Annotated in this window: 13 protein-coding genes and 1 pseudogene; 4 read left to right on the forward strand and 10 right to left on the reverse strand. The window is 75.2% G+C overall.

The genetic code is table 11. The features are described from left to right. Nucleotides 1-16: 16 nt before the first annotated feature. Nucleotides 17-688, forward strand: a complete 672-nt coding sequence (locus QQK26_RS08485) for a nucleotidyltransferase family protein (protein WP_284231814.1) — start codon at nucleotides 17-19, stop codon at nucleotides 686-688. 187 nt (nucleotides 689-875) lie between these two features. Here the strand turns inward: QQK26_RS08485 and QQK26_RS08490 are convergent, their stop codons facing one another. The 5 genes from QQK26_RS08490 to allB are packed head-to-tail and all read right to left on the reverse strand — an operon-like array spanning nucleotide 876 to nucleotide 7,504. After that, nucleotides 876-2,198 carry an allantoate amidohydrolase gene (locus QQK26_RS08490; protein ID WP_284234515.1) on the reverse strand — a complete coding sequence of 441 codons (1,323 nt, stop codon included), beginning with the start codon at nucleotides 2,196-2,198 and terminating at the stop codon, nucleotides 876-878. After that, the gene (locus QQK26_RS08495) at nucleotides 2,198-3,409 is read right to left on the reverse strand and encodes a pyridoxal-phosphate-dependent aminotransferase family protein (protein WP_284234517.1); all 1,212 of its coding nucleotides are present in this window, start codon (nucleotides 3,407-3,409) and stop codon (nucleotides 2,198-2,200) included. Before QQK26_RS08495 ends, QQK26_RS08490 begins: the two co-directional genes overlap by 1 nt. A gap of 38 nt (nucleotides 3,410-3,447) precedes the next feature. Continuing rightward, complete coding sequence (locus tag QQK26_RS08500) at nucleotides 3,448-5,079, reverse strand: AtzH-like domain-containing protein (protein WP_284231815.1); 1,632 nt, start codon at nucleotides 5,077-5,079, stop codon at nucleotides 3,448-3,450. Next, complete coding sequence (locus QQK26_RS08505) at nucleotides 5,076-6,170, reverse strand: acetamidase/formamidase family protein (RefSeq protein ID WP_431307996.1); 1,095 nt, start codon at nucleotides 6,168-6,170, stop codon at nucleotides 5,076-5,078. Before QQK26_RS08505 ends, QQK26_RS08500 begins: the two co-directional genes overlap by 4 nt. After that, nucleotides 6,167-7,504: an allantoinase AllB gene (gene allB, locus QQK26_RS08510; protein WP_284231816.1), complete on the reverse strand. Its 1,338-nt coding sequence runs from the start codon at nucleotides 7,502-7,504 to the stop codon at nucleotides 6,167-6,169. The genes QQK26_RS08505 and allB overlap by 4 nt, the downstream gene beginning before the upstream one ends. A 78-nt stretch (nucleotides 7,505-7,582) precedes the next feature. Between allB and uraD the strand changes: the two genes are divergently transcribed. Together uraD and hpxO are read left to right on the forward strand one after the other, a co-directional pair. After that, nucleotides 7,583-8,401 carry a 2-oxo-4-hydroxy-4-carboxy-5-ureidoimidazoline decarboxylase gene (gene uraD / locus QQK26_RS08515; protein ID WP_284231817.1) on the forward strand — a complete coding sequence of 273 codons (819 nt, stop codon included), beginning with the start codon at nucleotides 7,583-7,585 and terminating at the stop codon, nucleotides 8,399-8,401. Between the two features lie 37 nt (nucleotides 8,402-8,438). Further along, nucleotides 8,439-9,626 (forward strand): FAD-dependent urate hydroxylase HpxO, encoded by a 1,188-nt coding sequence (gene hpxO / locus QQK26_RS08520; RefSeq protein ID WP_348520002.1) that lies wholly within the window; start codon nucleotides 8,439-8,441, stop codon nucleotides 9,624-9,626. 291 nt (nucleotides 9,627-9,917) lie between these two features. Here the strand turns inward: hpxO and QQK26_RS08525 are convergent, their stop codons facing one another. Next, entirely contained in the window at nucleotides 9,918-10,811 is an 894-nt protein-coding gene (locus QQK26_RS08525) for a ThuA domain-containing protein (protein ID WP_284231818.1), read from the reverse strand. Nucleotides 10,812-11,004: 193 nt separating this feature from the next. On the opposite strand from QQK26_RS08525, the gene QQK26_RS08530 reads away from it, so the two are divergent. Next, complete coding sequence (locus QQK26_RS08530) at nucleotides 11,005-11,457, forward strand: DUF3592 domain-containing protein (protein ID WP_284231819.1); 453 nt, start codon at nucleotides 11,005-11,007, stop codon at nucleotides 11,455-11,457. Here QQK26_RS08530 and QQK26_RS08535 read toward each other — a convergent pair. The 4 genes and pseudogenes from QQK26_RS08535 to QQK26_RS16475 all read right to left on the reverse strand — a co-directional run. Continuing rightward, nucleotides 11,454-12,143 carry a DUF998 domain-containing protein gene (locus QQK26_RS08535; protein WP_284231820.1) on the reverse strand — a complete coding sequence of 230 codons (690 nt, stop codon included), beginning with the start codon at nucleotides 12,141-12,143 and terminating at the stop codon, nucleotides 11,454-11,456. The genes QQK26_RS08530 and QQK26_RS08535 overlap by 4 nt on opposite strands. Nucleotides 12,144-12,227: 84 nt before the next feature. Then, a complete protein-coding gene (locus tag QQK26_RS08540; protein WP_284231821.1) occupies nucleotides 12,228-12,896 on the reverse strand; it encodes a response regulator in 669 nt (222 codons plus the stop codon). Beyond that, a complete protein-coding gene (locus QQK26_RS08545) occupies nucleotides 12,881-13,123 on the reverse strand; it encodes an ATP-binding protein (RefSeq protein ID WP_284231822.1) in 243 nt (80 codons plus the stop codon). The genes QQK26_RS08540 and QQK26_RS08545 overlap by 16 nt, the downstream gene beginning before the upstream one ends. Nucleotides 13,124-13,329: 206 nt before the next feature. Next, a pseudogene (locus QQK26_RS16475) lies at nucleotides 13,330-14,046 on the reverse strand (histidine kinase); the annotation flags it as partial. Nucleotides 14,047-14,421: the final 375 nt, after the last annotated feature.

Below are 14,421 nucleotides of genomic sequence, written 5' to 3' on the forward strand. Positions count from 1 at the left end.
CGCTACGCTCCCCTGCATGAGCGCGATGCCCGAGTCCGTCGCGGGCCTCGTGCTCGCCGCCGGCGCCGGTACCCGTTTCGGCGGTCCGAAGGGCCTCGCGCACACTCCCGACGGCGAGGCCTGGGTCGCCCGCGCCGTGCGCACGCTGCGCGACGGCGGCTGCGACCCCGTGCTCGTGGCGGTCGGCGCCGAAGCGGATGCGGTGAGCGCGCTGGTGCCGTCCGATGCGGTGATCGTGCGGGCGGCCGACTGGGCCGAGGGGCTCTCAGCGTCGCTGCTCTCCGGGCTCGGGGCGTGGGCGAGCGGGTCGCCGCGCAAGTCCCGAGCTGTTCTCGAGGCCGGCCCACTGCCGCCTCGGCACGGAACGGCCGCGTCCGACGAGCCGGGCAGCGGCGCGGCGACGACCGGCGCGCCCGCATCCGCTCTCCTGATCGTCACGGTCGACACCCCGCACCTGCCGGTGGCAGCGGTCGAGCGGATGCGCGCTCACGCCCACGAGGACGTACTCGCCCAGGCGGTCTACCGCGGCCGGCCCGGGCACCCCGTGCTGATCGGACGCCGCCACGTCGCCGCCCTCACCGCGGGCCTCGCGGGCGACCGGGGCGCGCGGCCGTACCTCGTCGCTCGCGGCGCCCTCGAGGTCGAGTGCGGCGACCTCTGGTCGGGCGACGACCTCGACTCGCGCTGAGCCCCAGGGGGCGGGGCTCGGGCGGGGCGGGCTCGAGGGGGCAGTACTTGCTGCCCGCGCGCTCGGGAAGCGCCACTACGGTCCCCTCGCGGCGCGCGTCGTTGCCACTCGGTGCGCTCCGCGCCCGCCTCGAGCGCCGGAACCGGCAACGATTTACGGGAGGTGTCGGGAGGAGTCGGGGGCGCCCCTACCCCCGCTCTGCCGCCAGGTGCAGCACCGACTCGGCGAGGGCGCGCAGGCCGTGCGCGACGTCCTCGGTGCTGACGTCCTCGTCCGGGTGGTGGCTGATGCCGTCGGGGTTGCGCAGGAAGAGCATGCCGATGTCGGTGATCGCGCCGATCGACATGCCGTCGTGGCCGGCCGGGCTGAACAGGGTGGCGGGCGCATCCGCTCCCGGCTCGAGCGTCGTGGCGATGCCCTCGCGCACGACGTCCTGCAGCAGCGGGGCGCAGCCGACGGCGGCGGCGTTGTGCACCTCATCCGCTCGCCAGCGCAGACCGCGTCGGCCCATGATGGCGTCGAGCTCGAGCTCCAGCGCGCTCCAGACCGCGTCGCGATGGCCGTCGAGCTCACCGCGCAGGTCGAGCGAGAAGCGGGCCTCGCCGGGCACGACGTTCATGGCGCCGGGGAAGGCCTCGAGCTGGCCGACCGTGCCGATGATGTGGTGCTCCGCCCGGCAGAGCCGCTCCACGGCGAGCGCCGCCTCGCTGGCGCCCAGCAGCGCGTCGCGGCGCATGTCGTAGGGGGTGCCGCCGGCGTGGCGCGCCTCGCCCTCGACGACGAGCTGGAAGCGGCGAGCGGATGCGATCGACGACACGACCGCCAGGCTCTCGCCCCGGCGGTGCAGCTCCGGGCCCTGCTCGATGTGCGCCTCGAGGTACCCGACGAGCTCCTCGGGCCGGCGCGCGGCCTCGCCGATGCGGGCGGGGTCGAGGCCGAACTCCAGGAAGGCCTGGCGCACCGAGACGCCGTCGGCGTCCTGCAGCGCCCACCAGCGGTCGTCCCACGACCCGGCGGCAGCCGACGATCCGAGCAGCGCCTTGCCGAAGCGGGTGCCCTCCTCGTCCCAGAACGCCACCACCTCGATCGCGAAGCGGAAGGGGCTGCGGTGTGCGCCGTCGCTGTGCGGAGCGGATGCGGACGAGGCAGGAGCCGGCGCGCGCAGCAGCCGCACGACCTCCAGCGCGGCGAGCACGCCGAGCATGCCGTCGTAGCGCCCGGCGTCGAGCACGGTGTCGAGGTGCGAGCCGATCATGAGCGCGGGCGCATCGGGATCCGCCGCGTCGAGACGGCCGACGAGGTTGCCGGCGGCGTCCTGCCGGGTGCTCATGCCGAGTTCGCGCATCCACTCGGCGGCCAGGCGGTTGGCGCGGGCGTGCTCTGGCGAGAGGTAGACGCGCTCGATGCCGGTCTCGCTCGCGGTCACGCGCGCGAGCTCGTCGCAGCGCCGCATGACCCGCCGGGCGGCGGCGTCGACCGCGGCCCGATCGGCGTCGAGGCGAGCGAGCATCACGGGGAGACCGGACTGCTCGAAGCAGTGGCCGCCGCCCGGAACACGTCCGCCGCCGCCTCCACGCCACCGCCGCGCGGCGTCGATGCGCCGAAGCGGTGCAGCACTGACTCGAGCGCGGAGAGCGTGGTGAGCACGGCGTCTTTGCGCGCGTTGTAGCCCATGGTGCCGATGCGCCAGACCTTGCCGTGCAGCGGGCCGAAGGAGGTGCCGATCTCGATGCCGAAGTCCTCGAGCATCGCCGAGCGCGCGGCGTCGCCGGGCACGCCCTCCGGGATCTCGACGGCCACGACGTTCGTCATCTTGTGCGCGACGTCGCCGAAGACGGTCAGGCCGAGGCCCTGCACGCCGGCGAGCATCGCGTCGCCCGCCGTGCGGTGGCGGGCGATGACCGCTTCCCGTCCCTCCGCCAGCAGCAGGCGGGCGCACTCGCGCGCCGCGTAGAGCATCGAGGTGGCCTCGGTGTGGTGGTTGAGCCGGCGCGGGCCCCAGTAGTCGAGGATCTGCCCGAGGTCGAAGTAGTTGCTGCGCACGAAGTCGTCGGCGGAGGCGTCGCCCGCCTCGCGGATGCCCGCCTCGACCCGCTTGCGCGAGCGGATGACGTCGACGGCCCGCTCGGAGAGTGTGATGGGCGCCGAGCCGCTGGGCCCACCGAGGCACTTCTGCAGGCCGGCGGTGGCGGCGTCGAGGCCCCAGGCGTCGGCCTCGAAGGCGTTGCCGCCCAGCGAGGCGGTGGCGTCGGAGTAGAACAGCGCCCCGTGCTTCGCGCAGAGGGCGCCGACCTCCTCGAGCGGCTGCAGCATCGTCGTCGACGTGTCGCCCTGCACGAGGGCGACGAGGTGCGGCTTCACCCGCACGATGGCCTCCTCGACGGCCGAGACCGGCACGACCTGGCCCCAGGGCACCTCGATGGTGTGCACCTCGGCGAGCGCGCGCTCGGCGATCTCGGCGAGCAGGTGCCCGAAGCGCCCGAAGACGGGCACGAGCACCCGGTCGCCGGGGCGCACGAGCGAGATCATCGCCGCCTCGATGCCGGCGCGCGACGTGCCGTCGACCAGCAGGGTCGCGTCGTTCGCGGTGCCCCAGACGCCGCGGTAGAGCTGCTGGGTCTCGACCATCGCGTTCGTCATGAACGGGTCGTACTGGCCCACGAGCGCGTTCGACATCGACTGCAGCACGCTCGGGTACGCCGAGATCGGGCCCGGCCCCATGAGCAGGCGGGCGGGCGGGGCGATGGGGCCGGGCAGGGTCACGAGGTCTCCGATCGGGGTGCGGTGTCAGGAGCGGATGCGCCGACGGCGCCGACGGCGGCGGTGGGAGCGGCGGCGGATGCGAGCGAGCGCGCCAGGCGCACGAGCGCGATGTCGGCGCCGGCGCGCGCGACGAGCGAGACCCCGAGGGGCGCGGCGCCGAGCGGCGAGGGCACGGTGAGCAGCGGCGCCGAGACGGCCGGCAGCCCGGCCACGGCCGCCGGGGTGGTGAGCCGCAGCGTGCGGCCCCGCACCTCGTCGAGCTCCGCCTGCGACAGCGCCCGCGAGGGCGCCGCGCCGGGCACGGCGGGCAGGATGAGCACGCCGTCGGCGACGAGGCCCTGCAGGCGCGCGCGGAAGTCGCGGGCGACGACCCGTGCCTCCGCCTCGGCCCGCTTGGTGACGGCGGCGGCGACGCGGAAGCGCTCGGCGACCGCGGGCCCGACGGCCCCGGGGTGCTCGCGCAGCCATTCGCCGTTGTTGCGCCACGCCTCGGCGCCCTGGATGGTGCGGAACGCGGCGAGCGCCGCATCCGGGTCGCCCAGGCTCACGCGCTCGACGGGCAGGTCGTCCGGCAGCGCGGCGAGCAGCGCCTCGAAGGCGTCGCGGGCCTCGGGGGCGACGCTCTCGAGCAGCTCGGCCGGCACGAGCAGGCGCCTCGGCAGCTCGTGGTCGGACTCGCCCTGCACACGCTCGGCGGTCTCGGAGCCGTCGTAGGAGAGGCACCACTCCGCGACGCGCTGCAGCGCGGCGCCGTCGCGGGTCAGCCAGCCGACCGTGTCGAAGCTCTGCGCGAGGGGCAGCAGGCCCTGGCGCGGCACGAGGTCGTGCGTGGTGCGCAGGCCCCAGAGCCCCTGGTAGGACGCGGGCACCCGGATGGAGCCGGCCGTGTCCGTCGCGAGCGCGACGTCGGCCTGCCCCATGGCGACGGCGGCGGCCGGACCGCTGGAGGAGCCTCCGGGCAGGGCGCCGGGCAGCGCGACGTTCGGCGGGGTGCCGTGGTGGGCGTTGTCGCCGGCGATGCTGTACGCGAACTCGTCGGTGCGCGCGATGCCGACCAGCGCGGCGCCGCCGCGGAGCAGGTCGGCGACGGCCGGTGCCGTCTTCGTCTCGGGCCGCGCCTCCTCGAGGAACGCCGGGTTGCCGGCGCCGATGCGGAAGCCCTCGACGGCGAAGACGTCCTTCACGGCGACGCGCAGGCCGAGCAGCGGCCCATCGCCCGCACCGCGGCGCAGCGGGTCGCCGACGAGCCGCCAGACGCGGGTGTCGATGGCGCGCGGCCGCGGGGCGACGTGCGCGGCGGCGATGCGCCATCCGCCGTCGGTGCGCCGCCAGACCTGGGTCTGCAGCCCGGCGCCGCCGTCGCGGAACCGCGAGACCGACATGACGAGCGCCACGTCATCGCCGAGCTCCCGCACCTCCATCCGCTCGATGCTGCGCGGGGCGACGCCACCGCGCAGGCCGCGGAAGGCGCTGATCGTGTCGCGGCCCACCAGCAGGCCGTCCGGGTCGCCGCGCATGGTGTCGACCCCGGGCTCGAAGGCGGCGTCCAGCGCGTCCAGGTCGTTCGTCACGAGCGCGCGCTCGTAGGCCTCGAAGGCCTCGGTGAGGCCGGCTGGTGCATCCGTCATGCGCTGATCCTCCCCCGTGCGGCGTCGACGGCCGCGAAGTCGGCCTCGCGGATGCGGGCGTGCACCCCCACGGTCAGGTCGACGACCTGCGAGATCTCGAAGTCGGTCGCGGCCGACAGGTACGCGTAGGCGAGGTGCTCGTCCATGCCCCAGCGCGAGCGGATGAGGGAGATCGCGGCCCGCACGCAGGCCCGCATCGCCTCGCGCAGGTCGGGGTCGAGCCCGGTCGGCACGAGGTGGCCCTCGGCGCGGATGAGCGGGCCGAGCACGTCGCCGAACTCGGCCAGCGCCTCCTCGCGCGGCACGACCTCGAAGCGCAGCGTGGCGCGCAGCGAGGCCTCCAGCGCGGTGAGCGCCACCTCGCCGTCGCCCTGCGCGAAGTGGGGGTCGCCGACGTAGGCGAGCGCGCCGTCGACCTGCACGGGCAGGTAGAGCTCGGCGCCCTCGACGAGCAGGTTCACGTCGATGTTGCCGCCGTGCGCTCCCGGCGGCACGGAGTGCGGGCGCTCGTCGCCGGCCACCGCGACGCCCATCGTGCCGAGGAACGGCGCGAGGGGGAACGCGACGACCGGCTCGCCGCCCTCGACGAGCGGCAGCAGGCCGACCCCTCCGTCGACCGGAGTGAAGACGCTCACGTTCGCGCCATCGCGCGGCAGCTCGCCGGGCAGCGCGCCGCGGCCGTGGCGGTTCGAGATCACGCCGTAGGGCACGCGCGGCTGCAAGCGCTCGACGACGATGCGCAGCAGGTCGCCCGGGCGCGCCCCCTCGACGCGGATGGGGCCGGTCACCACGTGCGGCCCGTCGAGCTGCGCGTCGCGCGGCGCGGTGGCGGCGATCGCGACCGCGTCCTCCAGCACCTGCTCCGCCGGCACGCCGTGGCCGCCGAACCACGCGAGCGGGTCCTGGCCCTGGTCGGGCAGGATGCCCTCGTGCGAGACGGTGTCGATCGTCACGGAGGCGCCGGACGCGATCGTGAGCACCGGAGCGTCCGCCGCGCACGGCAGGCGACCCCAGAGGACGTTCTCGACGGTGGCCGGCAGATAGGTCGCGGCGGGGATCTCGCCGACGCCGGGCTGCAGGATGGCGCTCACGCGAGCAGCTCCCGTCCGCCGCGCGCGAGCACGCCCTCGCCGCGCCGGTAGGCGGGCGCGCCGTGCAGCCAGGTCTCGCGCACGACGCCGTGCAGCGTCTGCCCGTGCCACGGCGACATCGCGTTGCGGTACTCGAGCGCCGACGCGTCGACGGTGTGCTGCTCGTCGGGGGCGAAGACGGTGAGGTGCGCCGGTGCGCCGACCTCGATCACGCCGCGGTGCGCGCCGGGGATCGCGGCCAGACCCGCGATGCGCGCGGGCCCGGTGGTCATGAGGGGAAGCAGGGTCTCGAGGGCGATGCCGCGGCGCCTGGCCGCGGTCCACACTGCGGTGAGCCCGGTCTGCAGTCCGGCGATGCCACCCCAGGCCTCGCCGAAGTCGGCCACCTTGAGCTCGGCGACCGAGGGCGAGTGATCGCTGACGACCGCGTCGATCGTGCCGTCGAGGAGCCCGGCCCAGAGCAGCTCGCGGTTGGCGGCGTCGCGGATCGGCGGGCAGCACTTGAACTCGGCCGCACCGTCGGGCACCTCGGCGGCGTCGAGGGTGAGGTAGTGCGGGCAGGTCTCGACCGTGAGCCGCACGCCCTCGGCCTTGGCGGCGCGCACGTCGTCGAGCGCCGCGCCGTCGGAGACGTGCACGATGTGCGCACGTGCGCCGGTGCGGCGCGCGGCCTCGATGACCGAGCGGATGGCGGACCGCTCGCTCGCACCCGGCCGCGTGCCCAGGAAGTCGGCGTAGCGCGTGCCGAGCGCCCCGTGCTCGTGCAGCTCGGCCGGATCCTCCGCGTGCACGATGAGCAGCCCGTCGAAGGCGGCGAGCTCGGCGAGCGCCGCGTCGAGCTGCCCACCGGAGAGGTGGTCGAACTCGTCGATGCCCGAGGGCGAGAGGAAGCACTTGAAGCCCACGACCCCGGCGCCGGCGAGCTCGCGTAGCGCGCCGAGGTTCTGCGGCACGGCGCCGCCCCAGTAGCCGACGTCGACGGCGAGCTTGCCGACCGCGGCGGCGCGCTTGGCCCCGAGCGCCGCGACCGTGGTGGTCACGGGCGAGCTGTTGAGCGGCATGTCGACGACGGTCGTCACGCCTCCGGCGAGCGCCGCGGCGGTGCCGGTGGCGAAGCCCTCCCACTCGGTGCGCCCCGGCTCGTCGAGGTGCACGTGCGAGTCGACGAGGCCCGGCAGCAGCACGGCGTCGTCGGGCAGCACGACGCCCGCGTCCCCGTCGAAGGGGCGGATGCGGGCCACCAGACCGTCGACGATCTCGACCGTCGCCGGCTCGGGAGCGGTGCCGAGGTGCACGCGGCGCGCGGCGATCGTCGTGGGGTTCGCTTCGCTCATGGGGGCACCGTATGGGGTCGACGTTTCGATCATGTTACCCACATCAACATCCGCTGAGCGGGCCGTTACGGTGGCCGCATGGACCTCGCCGTCTTCAACGCACTCCCCCACGACGACGCCCGCGACCTGGCCCTCGTGTGGGCCGCCGTGCCCGCGTGGGCCGAGGCGATCGCATCCGCTCGGCCGTTCGCGACCGTCGCCGATCTGGAGGGTCTGGCCGAGGCGCTCGGCGCCGACTGGACCGCCGCCGAGCTCGACGCGGCGCTCGCGCACCACCCCCGCATCGGCGACCGCGTCGAGGGCGGCGACGCCGAGTCCCGGGCATCGCGAGGGGAGCAGGCGGCGGTGGCGGATGCGGACGCGACGGTGCGCGAGGCGATCGCAGCCGGCAACGCCTACTACGAGGCGCGCTTCGACCGCGTGTTCCTGGTGCGCGCCGCCGGACGCTCGCCGCAGGAGATCCTGGCCGAGCTCGACCGCCGCATCGAGCTGGCGCCCGAGGACGAGGTGCGCGAGGCGCTCGCCCAGCTGCTCGAGATCGCGGTGCTGCGGCTGCGCGCCGACGTCGTCGCCCGCGCACGGGTGACGACGCACGTGCTCGACGCCGTGAGCGGCACCGCCGCGCCGGGCATCGCCGTGACCCTCGACGACGCGGCCGGCCTCATCGCCGAGGGCACGACCGACGCCGACGGCCGCCTCGCGATCGGCCCGGAGCTGCTGCCGAGCGGCGCCTACACGCTGACCTTCGCCACCGGCGCGCACTTCGCGGCGCAGGGCCTGGCGAGCTTCCATCCGCTCGTCGCCGTCACGTTCCTGCTCGACGCCGAGGGCCGCGACCACGACCACGTGCCGCTGCTGCTGAGCCCGTTCGCCTACTCGACGTACCGCGGCACGTGAAACATCGCCGACACACGCATCTGCTGAGGTACCCCGCGTGAAGATCATCATCATCGGCGCCGGCGTCGGCGGCGCCAGCGCCGCGATCGCCCTGCAGCGGCTCGGCCACGAGGTCGTCGTCTACGACCGGATGCGCGAGAACCGCCCGGTCGGCGCCGCCCTGTCGCTCTGGTCGAACGGCGTCAAGGTGCTCAACTGGCTCGGCCTGGCCGACGAGGTCGCGGCCCTCGGCGGCCGGATGGAGCGGATGGGCTACCGCGACGGCCTCACCGGCGAGCAGCTCTGCGACTTCAGCCTCGAGCCGGTCACCGCGCGGACCGGGCAGCGGCCCTACCCGGTCGCGCGGGCCGAGCTGCAGGCGCTGCTCATGGAGCGGGCGGGGCTGGACCGCATCCGCCTGGGCCGTCGCGCGGTCGCCGTGGCGGACGACGGCGACCGGGTGACCGTGACCTTCGAGGATGGCAGCTCCGACACCGGCGACCTGCTCATCGGCGCGGACGGGGCGCGCTCCATCGTGCGCGACCACGTGCTGCGCGCGAACGGGCTCGAGCCGGTCGAGCGACGCTACTCGGGGTACACGAACTACAACGGGATCGTGCCCGCCGACCCCGCGATCGGACCGCTCGACGCGTGGACGACCTCGGTGGCCGACGGCAAGCGCTGCGCGGTGATGCCCATCGGCGGCGACCGCTTCTACTTCTTCGTGGACGTGCCGCAGCCGTCGGGGCTGCCGTCGCCCGCGGACCCGAAGGCGCCGCTGGAGGACGCCTTCGGCGACTGGAACCCCGGCGTGCGCGCCCTCCTCGACGCCATCGACCCCGCCGTCTCGCTCAACCGGGTCGAGATCTGGGACCTCGACCCCTTTCACACCTGGACCGCCGGCCGCGTGGCGATCCTCGGCGACGCCGCCCACAACACGACGCCCGACATCGGCCAGGGCGCATGCTCGGCGCTCGAGGACGTCTTCGCCCTCGCCATCGCCCTGTCGACCAACACCAACGGGGTCGAGGACGCGCTGCGGCGCTACGTGCGCTCCCGCAGCGAGCGCGCCGGCGAGCTGGTGCTGCGCGCCCGCGCCCGCGCCCACGAGACCCACGCCTTCGAGCCGGGCGTCACGGAGGCCTGGTACGCGTCGCTGCGCGGCACGGACGGGGCGGCGATCATCCGCGGCATCGTGGGCAACATCGAGGGCAGCCCGATCGACCTGGGGGTCGGAGCGCTGTAGCGCGGGGAGGCGTCCTCCTCTCCCTGCCTCCTGCCCTCCCTCCCCTGCCAGATCGGCATGTTCCTGCCGCTCCACTCGTCGTGCAGTGGCAGGAACATGCCGATCTGCGGCTCGGGCGGAGCGGAGGCGCCCGGGATCGGCCTCGCTCCAGACGGGGCGGAGGCTCGGGCACCGACTCGAGGGCCCGGAACATGTGCGGCACGCTCCCCGCGCGTGTTCCAGATCGGCGGGTTCCAGCCGCTCTGCGAGGTGCGGAGCGGCACCAAGCCGCCGATCTGCGCCGGGTGCGGGTCAGCGGCGCGCGATCCAGTGCAGGGCACTCGCGAGCAGCGCCCGGTGCGCGGCGCTCGTGTACGAGCGCTCGTCGTGACCGAGCGCCGAGTACACGACGCGGGCGGGGCCCTCGCGACGCGCCGTGACGAGCGGATGCACCCCATCCGCGTCCACCGCGCGGGCGACCGTGACCGCGTCGTCGGCGAAGCGCAAGGCCGTGTACCGCTCGTCGAGCACCTCGAAGGGCTCGGGCACGACAAAGCGTTCGCGCACTTCGAAGGGCTCGGGCACGACGACGGGTTCGCGCAACTCGGAGGGCACGGGCACCTCGAGGCGGCTCGGCGCGGCGGGCGCAGGTTCGACGCGCAGCCGGCCGAAGGGCGGGTGCCACGACTCGTCGCGCTCCCAACGAGCACCGAGCGCCTCACCGAAGCCGGGCACCTCGCGCAGCGTGGACGCCGCGGCATGGACGCCGAGCAGGCCGACGCCGGCATCGAGCGCGGCGCGCAGGCCCGCGGCCGCCGCTTCGAGCAGCTGCGGGCTCGGGGCGCCCGGATCTGCGACGCCCTCGGGCAGCGGGGTCAGGTGGTCGCCGGCGTCGACGACGATCGCGGCGAGGTCGTCGAGGGGCGGCGACGAGGGCGACGGGTCGGTTGCGACAGGATCCGGTCCGTCGCCGGGGTCGACCTCCGCGGCGCGCATCGCGGTGCCGACCGCGGCGTGCTCCGAGGTGCCGCCGCGGGTCTGCGCCGCGGCGCGACCGAGCACCGCGAGTCGGGCGATCGGGTCCGGCGCGATCGTCGTGGCGAAGCCCGCCTCCTCTGCGACCCGGGCGATCGCCGCGCTGGTCGCAGCGAAGGGGTGCCAGGGGTCCGCGAGCCGGCCGCTGCCGGTCAGCACGAGCACGCGCATCCGCTCTCCTCCGTCCCCGGCGGGCGTCGTCACCCGCTCGTCGCAGGCTACCGAGGCTCGCAGCTGCGGCCCGTGCGAACACGGACGGGTCGCGGCGAGTCGGCCGCGGAACGCGCGGACTCGCATCCTCGCCCGCCACGGGCGGAGCCGAGCACCGGGGTCTGCGATGCTGGCTACGGCGAGAGGGGGACGGATGCGACGGTTGTGGACCGTGCTCGGCACGATCGCGGTGCTGATCGGAGCCGCTGTGGTGGTCGTCGTGCTGTCGGGCATAGGCGGCGAGATCGAGGAGCGGAGCGAGGCCTCCGAGCGGTCCTACTTCGTCGAGCACGGCGCCGAGGCCGTCGGCACGCCGATCGCCATCGAGGAGAACGAGCGCGCGAGCCGGCCACGCTACCGCGGCAACGTGCGGGAGTACGCCCTGGTCTACTCGTACACCCGCGCCGACGGCAGCACCGGCGAGGTGCGCGGACCGTGGTCGCAGCTGGAGTTCGAGCTCGAGCTGGACCTCGAGGCCGGCACGACCGCCACGGTGCGCTACCTCGACGATGCCCCTGAGCACGGCGACCGCGCCGGCGGAGCCATTGTGCTCGACGACGGGTCGGGACCGGCGATCCCCACCATCGAGCCGATCGATCCGGACTAGCGCTCCGCGTCGAGCTCCGCGCGAAGCGGCCCCGCCGCGCGCAGCGGCCCCGCCGCGCGAAGCGGCCGCACCGCGTTCGACAGCGCGAAGCCGGCGAGCCAGAGCACCGCGACGCTCATCGCCGTGAACTCCATGGTCGCGCCGATGTCCGTGCGGAACTGCAGCACCGAGAGCAGGCCGCCGACCGCCGCGATGAGGGCGACCGCGATCGCGGCGAGCCGCGAGAGCACCCGCAGCGGACGCGATCCGTCGCCGAACGCGGTCTGCAGCATCGCCCAGGCGGCCGCGGCGAAGCCGATGACCGCGGTGACGACGTGCACGAGGTCCTGCGCCGTTGCTCCCTCCGTGAAGGGCACCGGGCATCCGGCCGTGCAGGGTACGCGCGACGCGACGAGGAAGGCGAGCCCGCTGGTGACGAGCGATGCGGCAATCGACCAGCGCCCGAGCCAGCGGGTCGCGGAGCGCTGCCCGAGGGCGCCGAGACCGGCGAGCACCCCGCCGGCCGCGAGCACGAGCAGCGCCGCGTTGAAGGCCTCCGCCGTCGGCAGGGCGGGCGAGCCCAGCTCGCTCACGTAGACGGTGCCCTCGACGGTGAGCCGGGCCGCCCAGATGACGGCCACGGCGCCGAGCGCGGCGGCGGCGCCCAGCACGGAGCTGCCGCGGGCGAGGATCGGGATGGAGCGCATGCCGTCACGCTAGGGCCTGCAGCTCCGTCGCAGGAAGGCACCGCGGTACGACGTGGGCGGCGCCACGGTACCTCTTCGCCGTGATCAGCCCAGGCCGAGCTCGTGCATCCGCACCGCCACTTGCACGCGGCTGTCGACGCCGAGCTTGGCCATCACGCGACCGACATGGGTCTTGACGGTCGGGATCGAGAGGAAGAGCGCGCCCGCGATGTCGGCGTTCGAGGCGCCGCGCGCGATGGCCTCGGCGACCTCGCGCTCGCGCGGGGTCAGCGTGTCGAGGGCGGCGAGCAGGGCCGGGTCGGGCCTGCGGGCCTGCTGCGCGGCGAGCTGCATGACCCGTTCGAGCACGCTCGGGGCGAGGATCGACCGGCCCTCGGAGGCGGTGCGCACCGCCTGCACGAGCTCCTCCGGCGAGGCGTCCTTGAGCAGGAAGCCGCGGGCGCCGGCGGCGAGCGCCCGCAGCACGTCGTCGTCGGCGTCGAAGGTCGTGAGGATGAGGATGGCGAGCCCCGGATGCGCCGCCAGGATGCTCGCGGTCGCCGTGAGCCCGTCGCGCCGCGGCATCCGGATGTCCATGAGCACCACGTCGGGCCGCTCCCGCTGGATCACGCGCTCCGCCTCGAGCCCGTCGCCCGCCTCGCCGACGACGCGGATGCCCGGATCGGTGCCCAGCAGCAGGCCGAGTCCGTTGCGCACCAGCGCGTCGTCGTCGACCACGACGACCCGCACCGCCCCGCTCACGACGCTGCCCACGGCAGCTCGACGTCCACCCGGTGCTCGCCGCCGACGACCGCCGCCGTGCTCGTGCCGCCCACGGAGCGGGCGCGCTCGTCGATGCCGACGAGGCCGTAGCCGGGTTCGCCGCCCGTGGCGTCGCCGAGCGGATTGCGCGCCGAGATGCGCAGCCGCGCCCCGGTGCCCCCTCCACCCGCACCGTGACCGGCAGGCCCGGGGCGTGCTTGCGCGCGTTCGTGAGGCACTCCTGCACGATGCGGAACGCGTGGCGTCCGATCGTCGGCGGCACGGCGGCCGGGTCGACGAGCAGTTCGAGGCGCGCGTTCGGCTCGTCGGCGAGCAGGGCGTCGAGGTCGTCGAGCGAGGGCTGCGGCGCGGCCTCGGCGGCGGCCTGCGGGTCGCGCAGCACGCCGAGCACCTGGCGCAGGTCGTCGAGCGCCAGCCTGGCCCGGTCGTGCACCACGGCCACAGCCTCGGCGCGCTGCTCGGCGTCGAGGTCGGGTCGGTGCCGCAGGGCGCTGGCGTGCATCGCCACGAGCGAGAGCTGGTGCGCGAGCACGTCGTGCATCTCGCGGGCGATGCGGGTGCGCTCGTGCTCGCGGGCCTGAGCGAGGCGCAGCTGCTGCTCGGCGTCGCTCAGACGGGCGCGCTCCCGCAGCGAGGCGAGCAGCTCGCGGCGGCTGCCGATGGCCCAGCCGATCGCCACGACGGCGGCGGTGAACGCGGCGAACAGGCCGAGGAGCCAGGGCTGGTAGCCCGGCTCGGTCGGCGCTCCGGCATGCAGGTGGAAGGTCTCGACGATGATGAGGCTGACGAGGCCGGCGGCGATCACCGCGCCGATCTCGACCCAGCGGCGGCGGGTGGCGACCGACACGAGCACCATCAGCGCGGCGACCCCGCCGAAGCCCGAGAAGCCGGCGATGAAGGCGGTGGCGACACCCACCGCGAGCGGCGCCATCCGCCGCAGCGGCAGCAGCACGATCGCGACGAGGCCCACCAGCACGTCGGCGATCACGAGCAGACCGAAGCGCAGGTCCTCGGCGTCCGTCGACTCGGCCGGGGCGCTCGCGCCGAAGACGACCGCCCACAGCACCGCGCCGCCGGACAACGCCAGCAGCACTCGCCAGACCTCGCCCCACACGCGCCGCCCCACGCTCCGATCCGTCATGTGCCCAGCCTATGAAGCGGATGCGCTCGCGCGCGTCCTGCGAAGGTCGCATCCGCCGCCTGCGGTTCCCCGCCGGCGCCGGGCGGCGCGCACGCCGGCGCCAAGTGGCGCGCGCTCCGGCGCCGAGCGGCGCGCGCTCACGACTCAGTGTCGAAGCGACAACTCAGCGCCGTCGAACGAGCTGAGTCGTCGCTTCGGTGCTGAGTCCCGCAGCGCGGGCAGCGGCACGGCGGGCAGCGGCACGGCGGGCAGCACGACGGCCGGCAGCAGGGAGGCGCGCGCACCGGCGCCGAGCGGCGCGCGCTCACGACTCAGCACCGGAGCGACAACTCAGGGCCGTCGAACGAGCTGAGTCGTCGCTTCGGTGCTGAGTCC

Origin of the sequence: Arenivirga flava (assembly GCF_030161575.1) — a bacterium.
GTDB lineage: Bacteria > Actinomycetota > Actinomycetes > Actinomycetales > Microbacteriaceae > Arenivirga > Arenivirga flava.

Coding starts and splice junctions, on each gene's coding strand:
- QQK26_RS08485 (WP_284231814.1), top strand. CDS start 17: ATGAGCGCGATGCCCGAGTCCGTCGCGGGCCTCGTGCTCGCCGCCGGC.
- QQK26_RS08490 (WP_284234515.1), bottom strand. CDS start 2,198: ATGCTCGCTCGCCTCGACGCCGATCGGGCCGCGGTCGACGCCGCCGCC.
- QQK26_RS08495 (WP_284234517.1), bottom strand. CDS start 3,409: ATGGGGCCGGGCCCGATCTCGGCGTACCCGAGCGTGCTGCAGTCGATG.
- QQK26_RS08500 (WP_284231815.1), bottom strand. CDS start 5,079: ATGACGGATGCACCAGCCGGCCTCACCGAGGCCTTCGAGGCCTACGAG.
- allB (WP_284231816.1), bottom strand. CDS start 7,504: ATGAGCGAAGCGAACCCCACGACGATCGCCGCGCGCCGCGTGCACCTC.
- uraD (WP_284231817.1), top strand. CDS start 7,583: ATGGACCTCGCCGTCTTCAACGCACTCCCCCACGACGACGCCCGCGAC.
- QQK26_RS08525 (WP_284231818.1), bottom strand. CDS start 10,811: ATGCGCGTGCTCGTGCTGACCGGCAGCGGCCGGCTCGCGGACCCCTGG.
- QQK26_RS08530 (WP_284231819.1), top strand. CDS start 11,005: ATGCGACGGTTGTGGACCGTGCTCGGCACGATCGCGGTGCTGATCGGA.
- QQK26_RS08535 (WP_284231820.1), bottom strand. CDS start 12,143: ATGCGCTCCATCCCGATCCTCGCCCGCGGCAGCTCCGTGCTGGGCGCC.